Raw genomic sequence first — 19,799 nt, 5'->3', positions numbered from 1 at the left:
CCCCGGGGGCGAGGCTCGGGTGTGACGGAGGCGGAGCCGATACGGCGTGGCGGACGGTGACCCGGGGCGGGGCGGTCTCAGGCTGGACCCGACCCGGGAGGACGAACATGACCCTGCTTCACGACCGCGCGCTCGCCGCGGCGTTCGATCGCGCCGCGCCCTCGTACGACCGCATGACCCGCGCCAATCCCGGATACCACGGGCATCTGCGGCGCTCCGCACGCCGGCTCGGGCTGCCGGGGGACGGCTCGGGGCTGTCCGTCCTCGACCTGGGGTGCGGAACGGGCTCCTCCACCCGCGCCCTGCTGGACGCCGCGCCCCGCGCCACCGTCACCGGTGTGGACGCCTCGGCGGGCATGCTGGCTCAGGCGCGGGCGAAGACCTGGCCCCCGTCCGTCTCGTTCGTGCACGCGTCGGCCGAGGAGGTCGGCACCACCGACGCCGCGGGGCCGTACGACGCCGTGGTCGCCGCGTACCTCTTCCGCAACGTCGCCGACCCCGACGCCGTGCTCCGCTCCGTCCACGGCCTGCTGCGCCCCGGTGGGCGGCTCGCGGTCCACGAGTACACGCTGAGCGGCCGGGCGGTCCACCGCGCGGTGTGGAGCGCGGTGACGAGCGGCCTGGTGGTGCCCTGGGGCCGGCTGCACGGGGACGCCGACCTCTACCGGCACCTGCGCCGCAGCGTGCTCGACTTCGACACGGCGCCCCGCTTCGCCGACCGTCTCCGCCGCGCCGGGTTCGCGGACGTGCGCGTCCTGCCGCTCCCCGGCTGGCAGACGGGCATCACCCACACCTTCCTCGCGACGCGCAAGTGACGTGACGTGACGTGACGTCAAGCGTCGCCGGATCGCGTCGGTGCGTCCTTCCGGGTGCATGCGGCGCGAGGGCGTTACGGCGCGGTGGGCCGGGGCAAGGGAGGTGCATGGCACGCAGTGAAGACGGCCCCGACCGCGCCCACACACCGCCGGATTCGGTCAGCGACCTGACGGTGGAGGCCCTGGGGTCGCTGTCGAAGGCCCTGGAGACGGTCGAGCGGGCCCGTGGGCAGCTCTACGGGTTCCACCAGCTGACGGGGTCCGCGGATCTGGAACTGGACCGGGCGGTGGCCCTGCTGAGGGAGGCCGGTCACGGCGACTGGGCGGACCGCGTCGAGACCGAGGTGCTGGGGCGGAACGTCATCCCGGGCCACTGGACCTTCCAGATCGTCGAGTCCTACAACAGCACCTACTACGAGCCGTTCCGCGCCCTCGAACGCCAGGCGCTGGAGGCGCTGGCCGACGGCAGGGACCACCTGTACGAGGCGGCGATGAAGGAGGCCCGCCGCACCACGGGCCACCCGGACCACACGGCCGGCCCGTCCTGACGGGGCGGGCGGCGTCCGACCGCTCCCGGGAGCGGTCCCCGCCGCCGGGGCACGCACACCTCCGGGGCCTCGGTCCCCATCGCCCCGCCGCCCCGGCTTCGCGCTGGTCCGGGTGGGGGGTCCCCGGAGTGTCCCGCGCGTCGGGGGCGGTAGCCGGCCGTCACCGGAGTGATGGTGGTGGGGGTACACGGCCCGCCCGGCGCGCCCTCGCGTCGCACAGGCCACGGAGGGTGCGGAGGAGCGCCCGCGTCGGAGGCCCACAGGGGCGGCGTGAGCGCGGCGCACGAGCGGGTCGCCGCCCGCGGCCGCGACCGGGGGCTCCAGAGGTCCGGTGGACAGGCCGTGGGCCGCGATTCGGCGGAGGACTTGAGCAGAGTTGAACACGCAGCCCCACGACCATGCGCTCTCCGAGCTGCTGTCCGGGTCCCGTCTGACCCCCGGCCGCGACCTGGCCGAGCTCGTCGCCCGGGCCGGGCGGCGCATGGGTCTCACCGGCACCGCCGTCTACGTGGCGGACCTGCAGCAGGCCTCTCTCCTGGCCCTTCCCCAGTCGCCCGCCCCCGAGGATCCGACCCTCGGCGTCGACAGTTCCCTGGGAGGGCTCGCCTACCGCGAGGAGCGGACCCAGCGCTCGGCGGACGGTGACACCCTGTGGGTGCCGATGGTCGACGGGGTCGAGCGGCTCGGCGTCGTGAAGGCCACCGGGCGCGGCTTCGACGCGGAGCTGGTCGACCGGTGCGAGGACCTGGCCGCCGTGGCCGCGCTGCTGCTGGTGTCGAAGTCGACGCACAGCGACGTGCTGGTCGAGGCGGAGCGGCGCAGGACGATGACCGTGCAGGCGGAGCTGCTGTGGGCGTTCCTGCCGCCGCGGACGATCGGCACCGCGCACGTGACCTCCTCCGCGTGCCTGGAGCCGGCCTACGACATCGGCGGGGACGCCTTCGACCACAGCCTCATCGACAAGGGGCTGCACCTGACGCTGCTCGACTCCATGGGGCACGACCTCGCCGCGGGCGCCGCCAGTGCGGCCGGGCTGGCGGCCTGCCGCGCCACCCGCCGCTCGGGCGGTTCGCTCGCGGACATCGTTCCCGAGATCGACAAGATCCTGGACCAGTGGTTCACCGACCGGCTGATGACGGCCGTCATCGCGACCCTCGACACCGAGGACGGAACCCTGACCTGGGTCAACTGCGGCCACCCGGCGCCCCTGCTGATCCGGGACGGCCGGGTGCTCCACGGCATGCTCGAACGGCCGGCCGACCTCCCGCTCGGCTGGGGATTCCACCTCACCGAACCGCCCACGGTGCACCGGGCGCGGCTCCAGCCCGGCGACCGGGTCCTGATCTACAGCGACGGGGTCACCGAGGCGCGCTCGCCGGTCGGCGACCTCTTCGGGGAGGAGCGGCTGGCCGACATCGTCATCCGTTCGACGGCCGCCGGTGCCGCCGCACCCGAGGCCCTGCGCCGCCTCGTCCAGACCCTGCGCACGCACCAGGACCTGCCGCTCCGCGACGACGCCACGATCCTGCTGACGGAGTGGCACCCGGACCAGGACTGACCGCGCCCGCCGCGGTCCCGCCGCGCCGCCTCCTCACGACGGCGTGGGCGGCCGGGCCGCCGGGCCCTCCGCATCGTCCTCCCACGACCAGTCGGTGACCTCGGGCAGGTCGGTGCCGTGCCGCCGGATCCACGCGTGGTGGCGCTCACGGGTCGCCACCATCGTCCGGCGTACGGCGTCCGCGCGGGAGGCGAGGCCGGGCACGCGGTCGATCACGTCCATCACCAGGCGGTAGCGGTCGAGGTCGTTGCGCACGACCATGTCGAAGGGCGTGGTCGTGGTGCCCTTCTCCTTGTAGCCGCGCACGTGGAGGTGCGCGTGCCCGGCGCGGCGGTAGGCCAGCCGGTGCACCAGCCAGGGGTAGCCGTGGTAGCCGAAGATCACCGGCCTGTCCGTGGTGAACAGGGCGTCGTACTCCTCGTCGGGCATGCCGTGCGGGTGTTCCTCGCGGGGCATGAGCCGCGTCATGTCCACCACGTTCACCACGCGGACGGCGAGGTCGGGGAGATGGTGCCGCAGGAGGCTCGCCGCCGCGAGGACCTCCTGGGTGGGTACGTCGCCGGCGCAGCCGAGGACCACGTCCGGCTCCCGCCCCTCGACCTCCGTGCCCGCCCACTCCCATGTCCCCGCGCCGCGTTCGCAGTGGGTACGGGCCTCGTCGAGGGAGAGCCAGTCGAAGCAGGGCTGTTTGCCCGCGACGATCACGTTGACGTGGTCCCGGCTGCGCAGCGCGTGGTCGGCGACGGTCAGGAGGGTGTTGGTGTCCGGCGGCAGGTAGACGCGGACGACCTCGGGGCTCTTGTTGAGGACGTGGTCCACGAAGCCCGGGTCCTGGTGGGAGAAGCCGTTGTGGTCCTGGCGCCACACGTGGGAGGTCAGCAGGTAGGTGAGCGAGGCGACGGGCGCCCGCCACGGGAGGGCGCGGGAGGTCGTCAGCCATTTGATGTGCTGGTTGACCATGGAGTCGACGATGTGGGCGAACGCCTCGTAGCAGGAGAAGAGGCCGTGGCGGCCGGTGAGGAGGTACCCCTCCAGCCAGCCCTGGCAGGTGTGTTCGGAGAGGATCTCCATGACGCGGCCGTGCCGGTCGAGGTGCTCGTCGGTGTCCAGGACCGACGCCTGCCAGGCCTTGCCGGCGGCGCCGTACACCGCCTGGAGCCGGTTCGAGTCGGTCTCGTCGGGGCCGAAGAGGCGGAAGTCGCGGCGGCCGGCGGTGGCCGACAGGACGCCCTCCAGCAGGCTGCCCAGGGCGGCGGTCGGCTCGTGCCGTGCGCTCCCCGGCCGCTCGACCTTCACGGCGAGGCCCTCCAGGGGCGGAACGGGCAGGTCGCGCAGCAGGGTGCCGCCGTTGGCGTGCGGCGTGGATCCCAGCCGTCGTTCACCGCTCGGCAGGCAGGCGAGCACCTGGGCCCGGGGAGCGCCGTGCTCGTCGAAGAGCTCCTCGGGCCGGTACGAGCGCAGCCACTCCTCCAGCTGTCGCAGATGCCCGGGATCCTCGCGTACCTCGGGCAGGGGCACCTGATGGGAGCGCCAGGTCCCCTCGACGGGCTTGCCGTCCACCTCCGCCGGGCCCGTCCAGCCCTTGGGGGTGTCGAGGACGATCATCGGCCACCGGGGCCGGTGGTCGTCGGCCCGGCCCTCGCGGGCCTCGGCCTGGATGGTTCGGACGCGGCCGATCGCCGTGTCCATGGCGGCGGCCATCTGCCGGTGCACGTCGCGGGGATCGTGTCCGGTCACGTGGAGGGGTTCGTGGCCGTAGCCGCGCAGGAGGTCGTCGAGTTCCTCCCTGGGCAGCCGGGCCAGCACGGTGGGGTTGGCGATCTTGTAGCCGTTGAGGTGGAGGACGGGCAGGACGGCTCCGTCGTGCACCGGGTCGAGGAACTTGTCGGAGTGCCACGACGCGGCGAGCGGTCCGGTCTCCGCCTCGCCGTCGCCGATCACGCACGCCACCAGGAGGTCGGGGTTGTCGAACGCGGCCCCGTAGGCGTGCGACAGGGAGTAGCCCAGTTCGCCGCCCTCGTGGATGGAGCCCGGGGTCTCGGGTGCCACGTGGCTCGGCACGCCGCCGGGGAAGGAGAACTGCCGGAACAGCCTGGCCATCCCCGTCTCGTCCCGGGACACGTCCGGGTAGACGTCGCTGTAGCTTCCCTCCAGCCAGGAGTTCGCCAGCACGGCCGGTCCGCCGTGACCGGGGCCCCAGACGCACAGGGCGTCGATGTCGTGCGCCCGGATCACGCGGTTGAGATGGGTGTGGACGAGGTTGAGCCCCGGGGACGTCCCCCAGTGGCCCAGCAGGCGCGGTTTGACGTCCTCCGGTTCGAGGGGCCTGCGGAGGAGGGGGTTGTCCATGAGGTAGATCTGCCCGACGGCCAGGTAGTTCGCCGCCCTCCAGTGGGCGTCGAGGGCGGCGAGCTCCTCGTCGCCCAGGGGCGCGTCGACGGCCGGCGGGGACTCCCCGACGGCCGGTGTCGCCTTGCGCATCGTGCCTCCTCCATCGGTCGGCGGGCGCGACCGCTCGGCGGGCCTGCGACGGGCCGCCCGCGGACGGGCCCGCGGAGTGTCACAGGGCGTCTGCCCCCGAGTCCCGATGCCGAACGGAATCGCCGTGGTCGGGGAGGGTACGGCGGCGGGGAGTACGCCCCCGGACGGTCAGCCGCCTCCCGCGCCGGACCGGACGGCGGCCGTCCCCCGGCTCACGACCCGCCGGCCGTTCTCCAGATCCGCCGGAGCCAGCAGGCGCCGCACACCACCGTGGCGGTCCACGCGACGGCGAAGGCGCCGATCAGCGGGATCGACGACGAGAGCACCCCCAGGGCCATCAGCGTCGCGGAGACGAGTGCGAGGGCGAGGGTCGCCAGCGGCAGGAGGCGTGGGCGCTCATGGCGGGCCCGGCCGGTGCGCATGGTCCGCAGTCGGCGCTCCAGGCGCCGGTCGTCGGAGAGGCCGCGCTCGATGGCGGCGAGGAGACTCCGCTCGCCGGGGGAGAGGTGGGGGCCGTCCATGGCTGCTCCCGTCCGCGTCAGGCCGGGGAAGGGGAGGGATCATCGGGATCCGGGTCCGGGACACGGCGGGCCAGGACGTTCTGCGCGGGCATCTGGTGCCCGCCCGAGGCGAGGACGCGGACCTCGTCCCGGTCGCTGATCTCCGCGCGGATGATGCCGCTGGGATCGGCGTAGACGGGATGGCCGCCGGGCCCCTTCACAGGGGTGCGCTCGACGAGGACGACGTCCTCGGCCGACGCCGTGTCGTCGGAGAACACCAGCTCGTACCGGAGTGGGCTCATTCAGCCTATTTTACGCGGTATGGCCTGATTCGCTTCTGCCGGGCGGGGTCCCCGCCGGACCCCACCCCCGGCCGAGCGGCCGAGAAGCCGCTGGTTAGAGTGGTGCGAGGGCTCCCAGCCGCACCAGGTCGGGCGCGGAACCGGGCCGACTGTCGACCACAGAGCCCGTGTGACCGACCGCCCCACGCCGTCTCGTACGGCGCTCCTGCCGCCTGCCCCGGAAACTTCCGCCTCGCATGAGTACCGACACCGCGCCGCCCGCCGATCCCGCCCTGGCCGACTCCCCCACCGTCCCGTCTGCCCGCCGCGCACCGCTGGCCCGGATGGCGGGCCGTGCGCCGGCCCGACCGACGCCCGCGGCCGCCGCCCACAACGTGAGCGCCGCCACGGCCGCCCTCCTCGCGCTCGTCGGGATCGGCGCCGTCCTCCACGAGCCCGTGCTCATCCCCCCGCTCGCCGCCAGCGCGGCGCTGGTGCACTGCGCCCCCGCGCTGCCGCTGGCACAGCCGCGGAGCGTGGTCGTCGGCCACATGCTCGGCGCCGCCGCGGGGTACGCCGTGGCCGTCGCGGGACACGGGAACGCGTGGGCCGCCGCCCTCGCCGCGGGGGTCACCCTGGCCCTGACGACGCTGGCCCGGACCCCGCACTCCCCCGCCTGCGCCACGGCGGTCATCATCGTGCTCCAGAGTCCCGCGCCGGGCCGGTTCGTCCCCCTGCTGTTCGGCGCCACCGTCCTGCTCGTCCTGACCGCGTACGCCGCGTCCCGGGTGCGACGCGGCGCCGCGAGGTATCCCGCCTACTGGTGGTGAGCGGGCCCCGGCCCGCCCGGGTGCGGTCCCTTCGGGCGTGGTGGGCCGTGGCCGGCCGGGGCGTGGACCGCGCGGGGCGCGCCCGTCCGTCGCCGTGGGGAGCGCGGCACGGGTGACCAGGCTCCCCGGGCTCTGCTCGGCTGCGACACGGGCGCTGCTCGGAATGCGCGGCATCATCCGGCCGCGACGGGCAAAGCGGTCTGGCATGACGACACAGACGGACGGGGCCGCGAGACCCTCGCGGCTTCTCATACTGGTCCCCGCACAGGTGAGCCTGATGGTGGGGCTGGGGCTGCTGCTGACCCGGACCTCCGTGGCCGATCTGGTCACTCCCGCCGAGGACCGGGTCAACCGCGCTCTCGCCGCCGGTCGGACGGCCCTCGGCGACACCCTGACGGGCGGGCTGTCGATGCTGGCGGGGACCCAGGCGATCATCGCCGTGGCCCTGCTCTGCGTCCTCGCGCTGCTCCTCCTGCCGTCCGGGCCCCGCTGGGCGGAGGCCCTGTTCCTGGGCGCCTCGGTGGCCCTGCAGTCGGCGATCTTCGTGGTCGTGACCCTCTTCGTCCAGCGGGACCGCCCGGATGTGCCGCACCTCGACGCGGCGCCGCCGACGTCGAGCTTCCCGTCCGGCCACGTCGGGGCCTCGACCGCCCTGTTCGGAGGCCTCGCCGTGCTGGCGCTGCGGCGCCTGCGGGGCCCGTGGCGGTACGTCGTCGTGACGTCGCTGGTGCTCGTACCTCCGCTGGTCGGTCTGTCGCGGCTCTACCGGGGCATGCACCATCCCACCGACGTCGCCGGCGGCCTGCTCAACGGCTCGCTGACGCTGCTCGTGGTCGGGTCGGTGCTCCTCGCCGGGCGCCGGTCCGAAACCGCGGACGACGGCGGCCGGCCCTCCTCCCCGGGCGCCTCCCCCTCGCTTCCCCCGGACGCTCCCGCGGCGGGCCTGGTCGTCGTCGTCCGCCATCCGCACGCCTGCGACCAGCCGCTCGCCGACCGCGTCCGCGCGGTCCTGGAATCCCACGGCCACCGCCGGCAGCAGTGGATCGACACCACCGCCGAGGGGCCGAGCGGCGACCTCGCCGAGGTCTGCGCCGCGCACCCCGCGTCCGGGCCCGCGCCGGACCGCGTCGACCTGGTCGTCGTCTGCGGCGGCGACGGCACCGTCCGGGCCTGCGCCGACGTGCTGGCCGGAACCGGGATCGCGCTCGCCGTCGTGCCCTGCGGCACCGGCAACCTGCTCGCCCGCAACCTGGGGCTCCCGCTGGATCCGGCGACGGCCCTGGCCGAGGCGCTGGACGGTGACTGCTTCGGCATCGACGTGGGACGCGTGAGCGGCGACGGAATCGAACCCGCGCGGTTCACGGTCATGGCGGGGGCCGGCTTCGACGCCGCCATGGTCCGCGACGCCTCGCCCGCCCTCAAGGCCCGGCTGGGCTGGCTCGCGTACCTCCTCGCGGCGGTCCGGCACCTCGGCGACCCCCGAACCCGGGTGACCCTCCGGGTGGACGGCGGTCCGCGCCGCCGCCACCGCGCCCGCATGGTCGTCGTCGGCAACGTCGGCACGCTGCAGGGAGGACTCGAACTGCTGCCGGGGGCCCGCGCCGACAGCGGACGCGTCGACGTCGTGCTGTTCGACCCGGAAGGCGCGGCCGGCTGGCTCGCCGCGACCGGACACCTCGTGTCCCGGGCCCTGCGCCCCCGCTCCGCAGCGTCCCGGCAGCGGACCGGACCGGCGGCCGACCCGGCCGTCTCCGGCCGCCGCACCGTGGCCGGTGGGGCCCTGACGTACTACAGCGGCCGGCACGTCGACATCCGGTTCGCCACGGCGCAGCCCCGTGAGATCGACGGGGACACCGTGGCCGACGGACGCCGGCTGGTCGTGGAGACGGAGCCGGACGCGCTGCGCGTACGGCTGCCGCGCGCTCCGGGTGCCACCGCGCGCCGGCCCGAAGCCGCCGCCCCGCGCCGCGTCGGCGGTGCCGTGCCCGCCCCCGCCGGGGCCCCGGACCGTCCCGTCCCGTCCGACGTCCTCGCGCCGCTCGCACCGCGGCAGACCCAGGCAGGTGCGTGATGGGCACCGCCACCCGCGTACCGCAGAGACGCGACGTCCGCGGCGAGGAGCTGTCCGGCGACGAGGCGTGGGCCGCGCTGCGCCGCTACGGGGGCTGGCGGCTGGCCCGGGACTCCTTCGTACGCTTCCGCTACGCCGACGGCTTCAGCCACTCCCGCGCCCTGGCCCTGCAGACCGTGCTGTCCATAGTGCCGCTGGCCATCGCCGCCATCGGTCTGTCGAGCGTCCTGCACACCGAGGACATCGGCCGTGTCGCCGAGCTGACGATCAGCCGGATCACCAGTGGTCCGAGCCGGCAGTTGGTCGGCGACGCGCTGCGCGAGAGCCGCCGGCACGCCGACGACGGCGGTCAGGCGGCCCTCTGGCTGGGGCTGCTGTTCTCCCTGATGAACGTGACGACCAGCCTGTGCCAGGTGGAGCGCGGTGCCAACCGGATCTACGGGAACGAGCGGGACCGGCCGTTCCTCCACAAGTACGTGCGGGGGCTGGTGATGGCGGCGCTCGCCGGGCTCCCCCTGGGGCTCAGCTTCGTCGTCACCGTCCTCGGCAGCGACCTCACCCACTCGTTCGCGGAGGTCTACCGTTTCGGGCCCGACACCGTGCGGGCCTGGGAGATCCTGCGCTGGCCCATCGGGATCATCCTGGCCATCCTGGCGACCAGCGCGATCTTCCGGCTGGCACCCCGCCGCGCCCAACCGGGCTACACCTGGCTGGCCTTCGGCGCCGTCGTCTATCTGATCCTGTGGCTCACGGCGACCTGGGCGCTGAGCCTGTACGTCGGTGCCAGCGGCTCGTTCACCACCGTCTACGGCCCTCTCAGCGCGATCGTCTCCCTGCTCCTGTGGTCCTACCTGACCTCGCTCGCCCTCTTCCTCGGCCTCTCCTTCGCCGCGCAGCTGGAGGCGACGCGCGCCGGCGTGAAGGAGCCGGTGGGCCGGGATCCCGGCGTCTGAGCACACCTCCCCCGGGAGCCGCTTCCGGCCGCTCCCCACGACACGTAAGGAAGTCTGCTTCCCCATGGCACAGCGCACCACGCGAGCCCCGAGGCCCGGCGTCCGGGCCCTGAACCCCCGTCACCTCGGTGCCGACGCGACCTTCGGGACGCGGCTCGTCCTGGCGGCGGTCGCCACCGCCGTGGTGGCCGTCCCGTTCGCGCTCGCCCTGGTGCTGGTCGAGTCGCAGTGGGCGCCGCTGCACCGGCTCGACCGGACCACCGCCGAGCGGCTGCACCAGACCGCCCTCGAACACCCGGGCTGGGTGCGGGTCCTGGAGTTCTTCTCCAGCTACGTGTGGGATCCGGTCACGATGCGTCTGCTCGTCGCCGCCGTGGTGGTGTGGCTGCTGACCCGCCGGGCGTGGCGACTCGCGGCCTGGGCGTCCGTCACGGCGGTGGGCGGCGGACTGATCGGGCTGCTGACGAAGCTCATGGTCGAACGGGCCCGCCCGCACCTGCCCGATCCGGTGTCCCACGCTCCCGGCTTCTCCTTCCCCTCCGGGCACGCGATGACCGCGACCACCTCCTGTGCCGTGCTCCTGCTGATCCTGATCCCCCTGGTGCCCCGGGCCTGGCGGCCTCTGCCGTGGGCTCTCGCGGTCGTCGCCGTCCTGGGCGTCGGCTACACGAGGATCGCGCTCGGCGTGCACTGGGTGAGCGACGTCTTCGGGGGCTGGCTGCTCGGCATCACCGTCGTCACGGCGACCACCCTGGTCTTCGAGGCCTGGCGGCTCGACACCGGACGCCGGCGCACGACGCCCGCGCAGGGCCTGGAACCGGAACTGTCGTCGGCCACGCCGGAACCGCCCCTGGACCTGCACCCCGTGCCGGCCCCGTCGGACGAGCCGCACGACCCGCCCCGGACCTCCCACTCCGGCTGAGACGCGGGCCCGGCGCCCGCGCCACCGTCCGGGCGGGTGCGCCCCGACGCCTCAGGGGGTGACGACGGGGAAGTTCGGATCGGGCGTCGTCACGTACGAGAGGAGGCGGTCCAGCAGTCCCGCGTCTCCCTCGGTCTCCACTCCCTCCAGCCCTCCGCCCGCGAGGACGTCGAGGAGCTGCCGCTTGGTCAGCGTCAGGACGAGACCGGCCGGCGTGCGCGGTGCGGTGGTCACCCGGTGGGTCAGCGCGCCGTGGCGGAGGGTGAGGCGGTGCCTGTGCCGCTCGTCGGCGGGATCGGTGACCAGGAGGTCGATCGTCAGGTCCTCGTCCCAGGCCCGGGGGCCGTCGATCCGGATGGCGAGGGAGTCGATCAGCATGGGCACCGTGAGGTTCATGATCATCTCGGGGTTGGCCAGATCGACGATCTCGGAACGCGGGCCCTCCCGGAGCTCCTTGGCTCCCGTGAGGTAGAAGTTGCGCCAGGTGGCGTTCTCGGCGCCGTGCCCGAGGCGCGTGTAGACGTCGGCGAGGGTCTCCCTGGCCTCCGTGTCCTCCGGATCGGCGAAGACCACGTGGTTGAGGAGGGTCGCCGCGAAGCGCAGGTCGCCCGCCGCGACGTACGAGCGGGCCTTGGCCAGGGCCTGGGCCGGTCCCCCGGCCACCTCCACGTATCTGCGGGCCAGTTCGACGGGCGGATGCTCCCAGAGGTGCGCCGGGTTGCCGTCGAACCAGCCGAGGTAGCGCTGGTAGACGGCCTTGCTGTTGTGGCTGACCGAACCGTAGTAGCCGCGGGCGTGCCAGGCCTTCTCCAGGGCGGGCGCGAGGCGGATCCGTTCGGCGATCTCGACGCCGGTGAGCCCCTCGTTGAGCATGCGGAGGGTCTGGTCGTGGAGGTACGCGTACACGTCCCGCTGCTCGTGGAGGAAGCGCACCACGTCGTCGTGACCCCAGGTCGGCCAGTGGTGCGAGGCGAACGCGACGTCGTAGCGGCCGTAGAAGTACTCGACGGCCTCGTCCAGGTACCGCGCCCAGATCCTGCTGTCCCGGACCAGGGCGCCGCGCAGGGTGAGCACGTTGTGGAGGGTGTGCGTGGCGTTCTCGGCCAGGCACAGCGCGCGCCGGTCGGGGAAGAGGAAGTTCATCTCGGCGGGCGCCTCGGTGCCGGGCGTGAGCTGGAAGAGGATGCGGACCCCGTCGACGGTCTCCTCCTGGCCGGTCCGGGTGACCTCGACGGTCGGCGGGACGAGGGTGAAGGTGCCGGTGGAGGTGCCCTGACCGAGGCCGACGCCGATCTGGCCGTCGGGCGACGGGGGCAGCATCACCCCGTACATGTAGCCGGCGCGCCGGCCCATCGCTCCCCCGGCGTACACGTTCTCGCTGACGGCGTGCTCCAGGAAGCCCGCCGGAGCGAGGACCGGGACGCCCTGCTCGGTGCCGTGCGGGAGGACCCCGCGCGCGCCGCCGAAGTGGTCGCCGTGCGAGTGGGTGTAGATCAGGCCCGTGACGGGCCGGTCGCCGCGGTGCGCCCGGTAGAGGGCGAGCGCGGCGGCCGCCGTCTCGGCGGAGATCAGCGGGTCGATGACGACGACTCCGCGGTCGCCTTCGACGAGGGTCATGTTGGAGAGGTCGAGGCCCCGCACCTGGTAGACGCCGTCGGTCACCTCGTACAGTCCCTGGCGGGCGCAGAGGCCGCTCTGACGCCAGAGGCTCGGGTGTGCGGTGTCCGGGCAGTCGGCGTTCAGGAACCCGTAGACGTCGTTGTCCCAGACGACCCGGCCGTCGGCGGCCGTGACCACGCCGGGGTCGAGGGGGGCGACGAAGCCGCGGTCCGCGTCCTCGACGTCCGTCGTGTCGTCGAAGGAGGGCAGGGTGTCGCTCATCCGCGCGTGCTCCGATCCGCCGTACCGCTTGCCTGTGCCGGATACCCGTGCCCGACGCCCGGGTGTCCGAACCGATCGCCTGTCCGAACCATCTGACCACCGGGCCGATGGGGCCGCATGTCGATCGGGGCGGGGGCCGGACGCCGACCGGGGCGGCGACCGTCGTCGTCGGCCGCTCGGGTTCCTCGCCCCCCTGTGGTGCAGACCGGGCCCGGACCAGGGAGTTCTCCGCGCAGCGGCTAGCATCCGTACGTTCGGGACGGCCGCGCGGCCTGCCCCGGGCGGTCCGTCGTAGCTCCGAGCGTGGGGAAGTCTGTGTCCGATCCGTTGGCCGGGGATCCGCGTACGGCCGCAGTCGCCGCGGGCGAGGGCATCACCCTCTCCGACAGCCACCAGAGGATCCTGCTGCGGGAGCTCGGGGCCGGTGAGGTCGTCCGGTCCGTCTACCACGACGGCTGGGGCTACGCCGTGCTCACCGGCGAGGGCCTCCTCCTCTTCCGCAACCTCCTCGCGCCGAAGGTGACCCGCGTGCCCGGGCCGCCGGTGATCCTGCGGAGCTCGTACGGCATGTTCGACGCGGTCGACGTCCTGGTGGGCGGAAGACCGCACAAGCTGCACGGTTCGAAGCTCGACCCGAAGGGCGAGCTGCTCGGAGCGGCGGGCGCCCTCCTGCCCTCGGACTCGCCCCTGCGTCCCCGCGGCCGGAAGCGGACCTCGACCTGGATACGGCGGCATCCGGTGTCGGTGGCCGTCGGCGTCGGCGTCGCGGCGGTGCTCGTCGCCGGGGTCGGCGGACCAGGTCAGCCGGACGCCGTGGCGCAGGGCGGGTCGGACCGCGCCCGGACCGTGCCAGACCTGCGCGGGATCTCCCTGGCCACGGCCGCCGCGACGGCGCGCCGCGGATCGTGGTGGGTGACGGCCGCCGACGCGTCGTCCGCGTACCGGCCGGTGACCGCCGCGCGGGCGGACTGGCGCGTCTGCTTCCAGACCCCCGGCGCCGGTGAGCCGACCCGCCCGGGCAGCAGGGCGCTGACGTTGTACGCGGTCCCTGAGGCGGAGCCGTGCCCCTCCGCTCTCGACGGGACCCGGCGCGTGGTGATGCCGGACCTCGTCGGCGAGCGGTTCGACGCCGCGTCACGTGCCCTCGCCGCGCTCGACCTCGACCGTGTGACGCGCTTCCACACGCACACGGGTCGGCGTCTGGACGACCGGCCGCGCCGGGACCTGGCGGACTGGCAGGTGTGCCGGCAGCAGCCGGAGGCGGGCATCGAGGTGCCCGTCACGACACAGGTCGACCTGTGGCTCCTGGGGCCGGGGCTCTCCTGCACGGCGCCGAGCCCGAAGCCCGAACCGAAGCCCGAGCCGCGGCCGAAGCCCGGTTCCGCGTCGGGTGCGCAGGGGGACGGGACTCCCGAGCCGCGGCCCCGACCGACCCGCGACCACGGTTCCGCTTCCGGCTCCGGATCGGGTAGCGGGTCGGGTTCTGGTTCGCGCGGCGGTGCGTCGGGGAGCGGCGGCGACGGTGGGGGCTCAGGCTCTTCCGGGAGCTCCGGCGGCTCCGGCGGTACCAGGGGGACGAGCGGTGGGTCCGGCGGCGGATCCGGCGTGGGATTCGGCCAGTTCTGCTCCCCCGTCGGTGCCACGGCGACCACCTCCGACGGGCGGCCGGCGAAGTGCTACATGGGCAAGGACGGCGCCGCCCGATGGGGGTACCACTCCGGCTGAGTCCCCCTGGAGTCAGCCCCGGTCGAGCTGGGCGGCCGCCTCCTCCAGGTCCGCGACCGTTCCCGACATGATCGCCCGTACGTGCCGGGTGACGTGTGCGACGGGCCAGTCCCACCAGGCCACGGCGAGGAGGCGGGCGACGTCCTCGGCGTCGTAGCGGGTCCGGATGAGCCGGGCGGGGTTGCCGCCGACGATGCCGTAGTCGGGGACGTCGGCGGTCACCACGGCCCCGGCGGCGACGATCGCACCGTGCCCGATGCGGACGCCGGGCATGACCGTCGCGCCGTGGCCGAACCACACGTCGTTCCCGACGACCGTGTCACCCCGGCCGGGCAGTCCGGTGATCAGGTCGAAGTGCTCCGCCCAGGAACCCCCCATGGTGGGGAACGGGAAGGTGGAGGGGCCGTCCATACGGTGGTTGGCGCCGTTCATGAGGAAGCGCGTGCCCGTGCCCAGGGCGCAGTACCTCCCGATGACGAGCCGCTCGGGGCCGTAGTGGTAGAGGACGTTGCGCGTCTCGAACGCGGTCGGGTCGTCCGGGTCGTCGTAGTACGAGAAGTCGCCGACGTCGATCAGCGGCGACTTCACCAACGGCTTGAGCAGGACCACGCGCGGGTGCTCGGGCATCGGGTGGAGCACGGTGGGATCAGCGGGAACAAGCGGCATCGCGGGGGCGGTTCCTCTCTGTCGTCGACCGTGCGCGACAGTTGTCGCGGCGTCGAGACGCCGGCACAGCGCCGTTCCCGACCGTACCCGGAGCGGAGGGCGGCCCGGCCGGGGCCCCCGCCGGACGGGCGTCCGCGCGGGCGTCGGAGGAGACGACCTGCTCAGCGAGTCGCCCGGCCCGTAGCATCCCAGGATGCGAAGCATCGAGGCCCTGGTACCGAAGGCCGGATTCGAGGACGCGGCGGGCCTTCGGGAGGTCGACGCGGGCGAACTCGCCCGGTACGCCGTGGATCCCCGGCAGCCGTGGTGGCGCCGCCGGTCGTGCGTGTCGGCGCTCACCGGCCGGGTGCCCGAGGCGTACGTCCCCGGCCTGATCGCGCGCGTCCAGGACCCCTCGGACACCGCCGAGGTGCGCAGGGCCCTCCTCGGCCTGCTCTCCGACCGGGCGGAGCTGCTGCCGTGGCTGCGGCACGCGGACCGTGCGGCCGATCCCGCGTACGGCATGGCCGCGGCCTTCCTCAAGGCGCGGGGCCTGCTCGGCGACCTGTCGGCGGCGCGCGAGCTGTCGACGCTGGCCGCCTCGCCCTGGCGGAACGCCCGTGACGCGGGCGACGCCGGCCTGGACGGACTCCTGGACCGGCACGGAGTCGACGTCGTCCTGGCCGAACTCGGCGAGGACCGCCCCGAGGACCGGGAGTTCCGCGTCCGGACGCGGTACCGCGCCGACGAGGACGTCCTGTACGCCCTCGCGGACCCGGACCGGCGGGTCGCCCACGTCGCCCACACGCTCGCCACCGACGCGGACCGGCTGAGGGCCTGGCTCGACGGGCCGCGGCCGACCGAGGCCAAGGTCTGGGCGGCCTGCGCGCTCCACCGGCTCACGGAGGACCGGGCCGAGGTACGGGCGGTGTACGAGCGGCTGGGGCGTCCCCGCGTGGAGGTCGAGGGACTGGACGAGGAGCTGCGCGGCGCCATCGTCCAGGAGTACGCCCCGGGGTGCGAGCGTCCGAGCGACCCGCGGTGGCGACTGGAGGCCGTCTGCGCCGAGCCGCCTCCCCGCCCCGACGTGGACGACCTGCTCCGACGGGCGACGGCGGCCCTCACGGCGGCCGGCCTGGAGCCGAAGCCGCCGGTCTCGTGCGGTGAGGAGCACCAGCAGGGGGACGGGACGTACCACGTGATCGAGGCCGACGGGCACCGGCTGCTGATCAGCACCCTCGGCCCGTTCGCGACCGCCGGGGAACGCCTTCCCGAAGCCGCGATGCGGGCTCTCGCGTCGGCGGGCCTGCGCTGGATCGACGACGCGACGGGAGCGATCCGGGTCACGGACCTGTGCGTCTACTCCTTCGGCGCGCGAGACCCCCTCACGGTGGAGGCGCTGCTCTTCGCCTGGCAGGACTAGGTCCGGCCGCCCTCCCCTATCCGGTTGACCGCCCCGGCGCGACGGTGCTGGAGTCGGCGCGTGGACAGCATCCCCGCCAACCGGCGGCTCTGGAACCGGATCAGCAGCTCCTACCAGCACGCGCACGACCCGCAGATCGGCGCCTCCCCCCGGCTGTGGGGCATGTACTCCGTGCCCGACGCGCGCCTGGGCGTCCTCGGTGACGTGGCCGGGAAGCGGGTGCTCGAACTCGGCTGCGGCGCCGGGCAGTGGTCCAGGTCGCTCGCGGCCGAGGGCGCCGCCGTGGTCGGGCTCGACCTGTCGGAGGCTCAGCTCGCCGCCGCGGCCGACGCGATGGGCGCGGCCCGTTACGCCCTGGTGCAGGGCGCCGCCGAACGGCTTCCCTTCGCCGACGCCGGCTTCGACCTGGTGTTCTGCGACTTCGGAGGGCTCAGCTGGGCGCCCCCGCACCTGGCCGTCCCGGAAGCGGCTCGCGTCCTGCGCCCCGGTGGACGGCTGGTCTTCAACGTGGCGAGCCCCTGGTTCGAGGCCTGCTACGACGAGGCGGCGGCCCGCGTGACCACGACGCTGCGGCAGGACTACTTCGGGCTCGGCGCCATCGGCGAGGGCGACGGCGCGACCAGCTATCAGCTCACCTACGGCGACTGGGTCCGGGTGCTGCGCGGCGCGGGTCTCGTCATCGACGACCTCGTCGAACCGCGCCCCGAGGTCGGGACACCCAACGGCTACAACGAGACCGACCCGCCCGACTGGGCGCACCGCTGGCCGGCGGAGCTGCTCTGGGTGACCCACAAGGCGTGAGCCCCGCCGTACCGCGGCGGCGGCCAGGAGCCCGCCCACCGGGCGCGAGCCCGGCAGGCGCGAGCCCGGCAGGCGCGAGCCCGTCTCCCGCCGTCCTCCTACGCCTCGACGCTGATCGCCCGGACCGGGCAGGCGCGGGCGGCCTCGCGGACCAGGGGCCCTCCGCCTCCCCCGTCCCGGCCCGGGACCACCTGCCCGAACCCGTCGTCGTCCTGGGTGAAGACGTCCGGGGAGGTCAGGGCGCACTGTCCGGCGCCGATACAGACGTCCCCGTCGATGGAGATGCGCATCCGCTGGGTCCTTTCACCACGTGACGGGGAGTTCGAGCATGCCCTGGATCGTGTCGCCCGGCTTGAACGGGACCTCCTGGGCGGGGTCCGCCAGCCGCAGCCCCGGCAGCCGGCGCAGCAGCGTCCCGAGCGCGATCTCCATCTCGGCGCGCGCCAGGTTCTGCCCGAGGCACTGGTGGATGCCGAAGCCGAAGGCCAGGTGGTGCCGCGCCGATCGCGTCCAGTCGAGGCTGTCGGGATCGGCGTAGGCGGCGCCGTCCCGGTTGATGACGGAGGTGGAGAACACCACGCCCTCGCCCGCGCGGATGAGCGTCCCCTCGACCTCGACGTCCTCGCGGGCGACCCGCAGCAGCCCGTCCGCGATCGACAGGAACCGCAGCAGCTCCTCGACGGCCGCGGGGACGAGACCGGGGTCGGCGCGGAGCTCGGCCAGCCTCTCGGGGTGCCGCAGCAGGGTGTACGTACCGAGGGAGATCATGTTCGCGGTGGTCTCGTGCCCGGCGATCAGCAGGATGGTGGCGAGCTGGACCAGCTCCTCGCGGTCGGGGCCGCCGGTCTCCCGCTGCCGTGCCACCAGGTCGTCGAGCACGCCCTCGCCGGGCGTGCGCCGTTTCCGTTCGATCAGATCGCCCAGATAGCCCTCCAGCCGCGCGAGCGCGTCCTCGGTGTCCGCGCCCGTCGGCCCCCGGAGCAGCCGAGCGGACTGCTTCTCGAAGAAGTCGTGGTCCTCGTACGGGACTCCGAGGAGGTCGCAGATCACGATCGAGGGCACCGGCAGTGCGAAGGCGCTCACCAGCTCGGCCGGCGGGCCCTCGGCCTCCATCGCGTCGAGGAGCCGGTCGACGGTCTCCTGGATCCGGGGGCGCAGCCGCTCGGCGCGCTTGAGGGTGAAGCTCGGGATCAGCATGCGGCGCTGGACGTTGTGCTCGGGGTCGTCCCAGCCGAGGAGCGCGGCGCGCCTGCGCCGGCGGAGGGCTGCCGCCCGCTCGGTCGTGAGCGGGAAGTCGGCGCGGGTGGAGTCGGTGGACAGGCGTGGGTCCGAGAGCAGGGTGCGGCCGGCCGCGTGCCCGCTGACCAGCCACACGGAGCGGCCGTCCCACAGGGTCACCCGCGACAGCGGGCGCTCCTCGCGCAACGGGTCGTAGGCGGTGGGCGGGTGGTAGGGGCAGGTCCGGTTCTGGGGGAACGCCACGGCTTCCGTCATGGGGGCCTCGCAAGGGGCGAATCGGCGGCTCGGAGATTGATGCCGTATCCACTACATGCCTCAGGCACCTATCTGGTCTACGCAGAGTTCGGCCAATCCACCGGAACGTGGTCATCCATTCGGCGGGGGTGTGACGTACGCGCCGTGCTCCGTCCCCGGATTCAGGGGGCCGGGTGTCGTTCCGTACGCGCGGAGGGCGTGTGTCCGCGCATGCGGCGGATCGGGTCCGCGGACCCGATCCGGGCGGCTGGGCCCTGGGCGGAGGGCGCCGTTCGAGGCGTCAGGAGACCTGGGGGGCCGGGTCGGAGACGACCGGCGCCATCGTGGTCAGGACGAAGGCGTGACCAGCGGGGTCGGTGTAGCGGCGTACGTCGGTGCGCCGGTCGGTCCGTGTGCCGTCGTGCTCGACGGCGATGGGCCGGGCACCGAGCGACACGACCTCGCGCTCCGCCTCGTCGAGGGCGTCAGGAGCGACGAAGATCTGCAGGTGGGCCTGCTGGGAGTCCTCGGGGCGCGGCCAACTCGGCGGCGCCTGGCCGAGGTCACGGCGGATGCCGAGCACCACTCCGTCGTGGCCCGAGATAAGCAGCAGGTCGTTGTCGCCTCCGGCGGGTCGGACGGTGGCGCCGAGGAGCTCCGCGTAGAAGCGCGCGAGGGGTTCGGGATCGGTGGAGTCGAGGACGAGAACGCTCGTCTTGAGAACAGGCATGCCCCTCGTCTGCCCCGCGGGACCACGGCCATACCCCTGGCCGGAACCTGTCCGAAAGTCGCGGGGCGACGGCGGGACGCCCGGCACGAGCCGGCCCGGGTGGCGTAGGGCGGTTCACCGAGCCGCGGGCCGGGGGCGGGACGCGCGGCGGCCCCCGGCTCC

The 19,799-nt window shown here is 74.3% G+C and carries 18 protein-coding genes; 10 read left to right on the top strand and 8 right to left on the bottom strand.

Translation table 11 applies throughout. From position 1 onward, the window contains the following. Positions 1-107 precede the first annotated feature (107 nt). The 3 genes from ACY0MR_RS34680 to ACY0MR_RS34670 all read left to right on the top strand — a co-directional run bounded on the left by ACY0MR_RS34680 (position 108) and on the right by ACY0MR_RS34670 (position 2,921). Entirely contained in the window at positions 108-815 is a 708-nt protein-coding gene (locus ACY0MR_RS34680; RefSeq protein ID WP_473557531.1) for a class I SAM-dependent methyltransferase, read from the top strand. A 107-nt stretch (positions 816-922) separates the two neighbouring features. Next, the gene (locus ACY0MR_RS34675) at positions 923-1,363 is read left to right on the top strand and encodes a hypothetical protein (protein WP_392865624.1); all 441 of its coding nucleotides are present in this window, start codon (positions 923-925) and stop codon (positions 1,361-1,363) included. A gap of 376 nt (positions 1,364-1,739) precedes the next feature. Beyond that, complete coding sequence (locus ACY0MR_RS34670) at positions 1,740-2,921, top strand: PP2C family protein-serine/threonine phosphatase (RefSeq protein WP_388797908.1); 1,182 nt, start codon at positions 1,740-1,742, stop codon at positions 2,919-2,921. 33 nt (positions 2,922-2,954) lie between these two features. Here the strand turns inward: ACY0MR_RS34670 and ACY0MR_RS34665 are convergent, their stop codons facing one another. From ACY0MR_RS34665 to ACY0MR_RS34655, 3 genes are all read right to left on the bottom strand, one after another. Further along, complete coding sequence (locus ACY0MR_RS34665; protein WP_473557529.1) at positions 2,955-5,402, bottom strand: phosphoketolase family protein; 2,448 nt, start codon at positions 5,400-5,402, stop codon at positions 2,955-2,957. A gap of 212 nt (positions 5,403-5,614) precedes the next feature. Beyond that, positions 5,615-5,923, bottom strand: coding sequence for a DUF3040 domain-containing protein (locus ACY0MR_RS34660; protein WP_404084712.1), 309 nt, complete (start codon positions 5,921-5,923; stop codon positions 5,615-5,617). Between the two features lie 17 nt (positions 5,924-5,940). Beyond that, positions 5,941-6,204, bottom strand: a complete 264-nt coding sequence (locus tag ACY0MR_RS34655; protein WP_388797899.1) for a DUF6296 family protein — start codon at positions 6,202-6,204, stop codon at positions 5,941-5,943. 236 nt (positions 6,205-6,440) lie between these two features. Here ACY0MR_RS34655 and ACY0MR_RS34650 point away from each other — a divergent pair, with 236 nt between their 5' ends. The 4 genes from ACY0MR_RS34650 to ACY0MR_RS34635 all read left to right on the top strand — a co-directional run bounded on the left by ACY0MR_RS34650 (position 6,441) and on the right by ACY0MR_RS34635 (position 10,959). After that, positions 6,441-7,013 carry an HPP family protein gene (locus ACY0MR_RS34650; RefSeq protein ID WP_473557526.1) on the top strand — a complete coding sequence of 191 codons (573 nt, stop codon included), beginning with the start codon at positions 6,441-6,443 and terminating at the stop codon, positions 7,011-7,013. A 277-nt stretch (positions 7,014-7,290) separates the two neighbouring features. Further along, complete coding sequence (locus tag ACY0MR_RS34645) at positions 7,291-9,084, top strand: bifunctional phosphatase PAP2/diacylglycerol kinase family protein (protein WP_473561974.1); 1,794 nt, start codon at positions 7,291-7,293, stop codon at positions 9,082-9,084. Beyond that, entirely contained in the window at positions 9,084-10,037 is a 954-nt protein-coding gene (locus ACY0MR_RS34640) for a YihY/virulence factor BrkB family protein (RefSeq protein WP_388797890.1), read from the top strand. The genes ACY0MR_RS34645 and ACY0MR_RS34640 overlap by 1 nt, the downstream gene beginning before the upstream one ends. 64 nt (positions 10,038-10,101) lie before the next feature. Next, positions 10,102-10,959, top strand: coding sequence for a phosphatase PAP2 family protein (locus ACY0MR_RS34635; protein ID WP_473557523.1), 858 nt, complete (start codon positions 10,102-10,104; stop codon positions 10,957-10,959). Between the two features lie 51 nt (positions 10,960-11,010). On the opposite strand, the gene ACY0MR_RS34630 is transcribed toward ACY0MR_RS34635, so the two are convergent. Beyond that, complete coding sequence (locus ACY0MR_RS34630; protein ID WP_473557521.1) at positions 11,011-12,840, bottom strand: alkyl/aryl-sulfatase; 1,830 nt, start codon at positions 12,838-12,840, stop codon at positions 11,011-11,013. Between the two features lie 315 nt (positions 12,841-13,155). On the opposite strand from ACY0MR_RS34630, the gene ACY0MR_RS34625 reads away from it, so the two are divergent. Next, positions 13,156-14,565, top strand: coding sequence for a hypothetical protein (locus ACY0MR_RS34625; protein ID WP_473557519.1), 1,410 nt, complete (start codon positions 13,156-13,158; stop codon positions 14,563-14,565). A gap of 12 nt (positions 14,566-14,577) precedes the next feature. Here ACY0MR_RS34625 and ACY0MR_RS34620 read toward each other — a convergent pair whose 3' ends face one another. Beyond that, positions 14,578-15,231 carry a CatB-related O-acetyltransferase gene (locus tag ACY0MR_RS34620; protein ID WP_392865636.1) on the bottom strand — a complete coding sequence of 218 codons (654 nt, stop codon included), beginning with the start codon at positions 15,229-15,231 and terminating at the stop codon, positions 14,578-14,580. 193 nt (positions 15,232-15,424) lie between these two features. On the opposite strand from ACY0MR_RS34620, the gene ACY0MR_RS34615 reads away from it, so the two are divergent. Next, on the top strand, positions 15,425-16,633 hold the full coding sequence (locus tag ACY0MR_RS34615; protein WP_404084722.1) for a hypothetical protein: 1,209 nt from the start codon (positions 15,425-15,427) through the stop codon (positions 16,631-16,633). Positions 16,634-16,693: 60 nt separating this feature from the next. Then, positions 16,694-17,434, top strand: coding sequence for a class I SAM-dependent methyltransferase (locus ACY0MR_RS34610; RefSeq protein WP_473557515.1), 741 nt, complete (start codon positions 16,694-16,696; stop codon positions 17,432-17,434). Positions 17,435-17,532: 98 nt separating this feature from the next. Here ACY0MR_RS34610 and ACY0MR_RS34605 read toward each other — a convergent pair whose 3' ends face one another. The 3 genes from ACY0MR_RS34605 to ACY0MR_RS34595 all read right to left on the bottom strand — a co-directional run bounded on the left by ACY0MR_RS34605 (position 17,533) and on the right by ACY0MR_RS34595 (position 19,637). Further along, a complete protein-coding gene (locus tag ACY0MR_RS34605; protein ID WP_388797869.1) occupies positions 17,533-17,724 on the bottom strand; it encodes a ferredoxin in 192 nt (63 codons plus the stop codon). 13 nt (positions 17,725-17,737) lie between these two features. Further along, positions 17,738-18,928, bottom strand: coding sequence for a cytochrome P450 (locus tag ACY0MR_RS34600; RefSeq protein WP_473557513.1), 1,191 nt, complete (start codon positions 18,926-18,928; stop codon positions 17,738-17,740). Positions 18,929-19,208: 280 nt separating this feature from the next. Next, positions 19,209-19,637 carry a VOC family protein gene (locus ACY0MR_RS34595; RefSeq protein ID WP_392865644.1) on the bottom strand — a complete coding sequence of 143 codons (429 nt, stop codon included), beginning with the start codon at positions 19,635-19,637 and terminating at the stop codon, positions 19,209-19,211. Between the last annotated feature and the right edge of the window lie 162 nt (positions 19,638-19,799).

The sequence above is a fragment of the Streptomyces sp. JN8 genome (assembly GCF_055808075.1).
The sequence above is the reverse complement of the archived record's forward strand: the minus strand, read 5'-3'. Positions and strand labels throughout refer to the sequence as shown.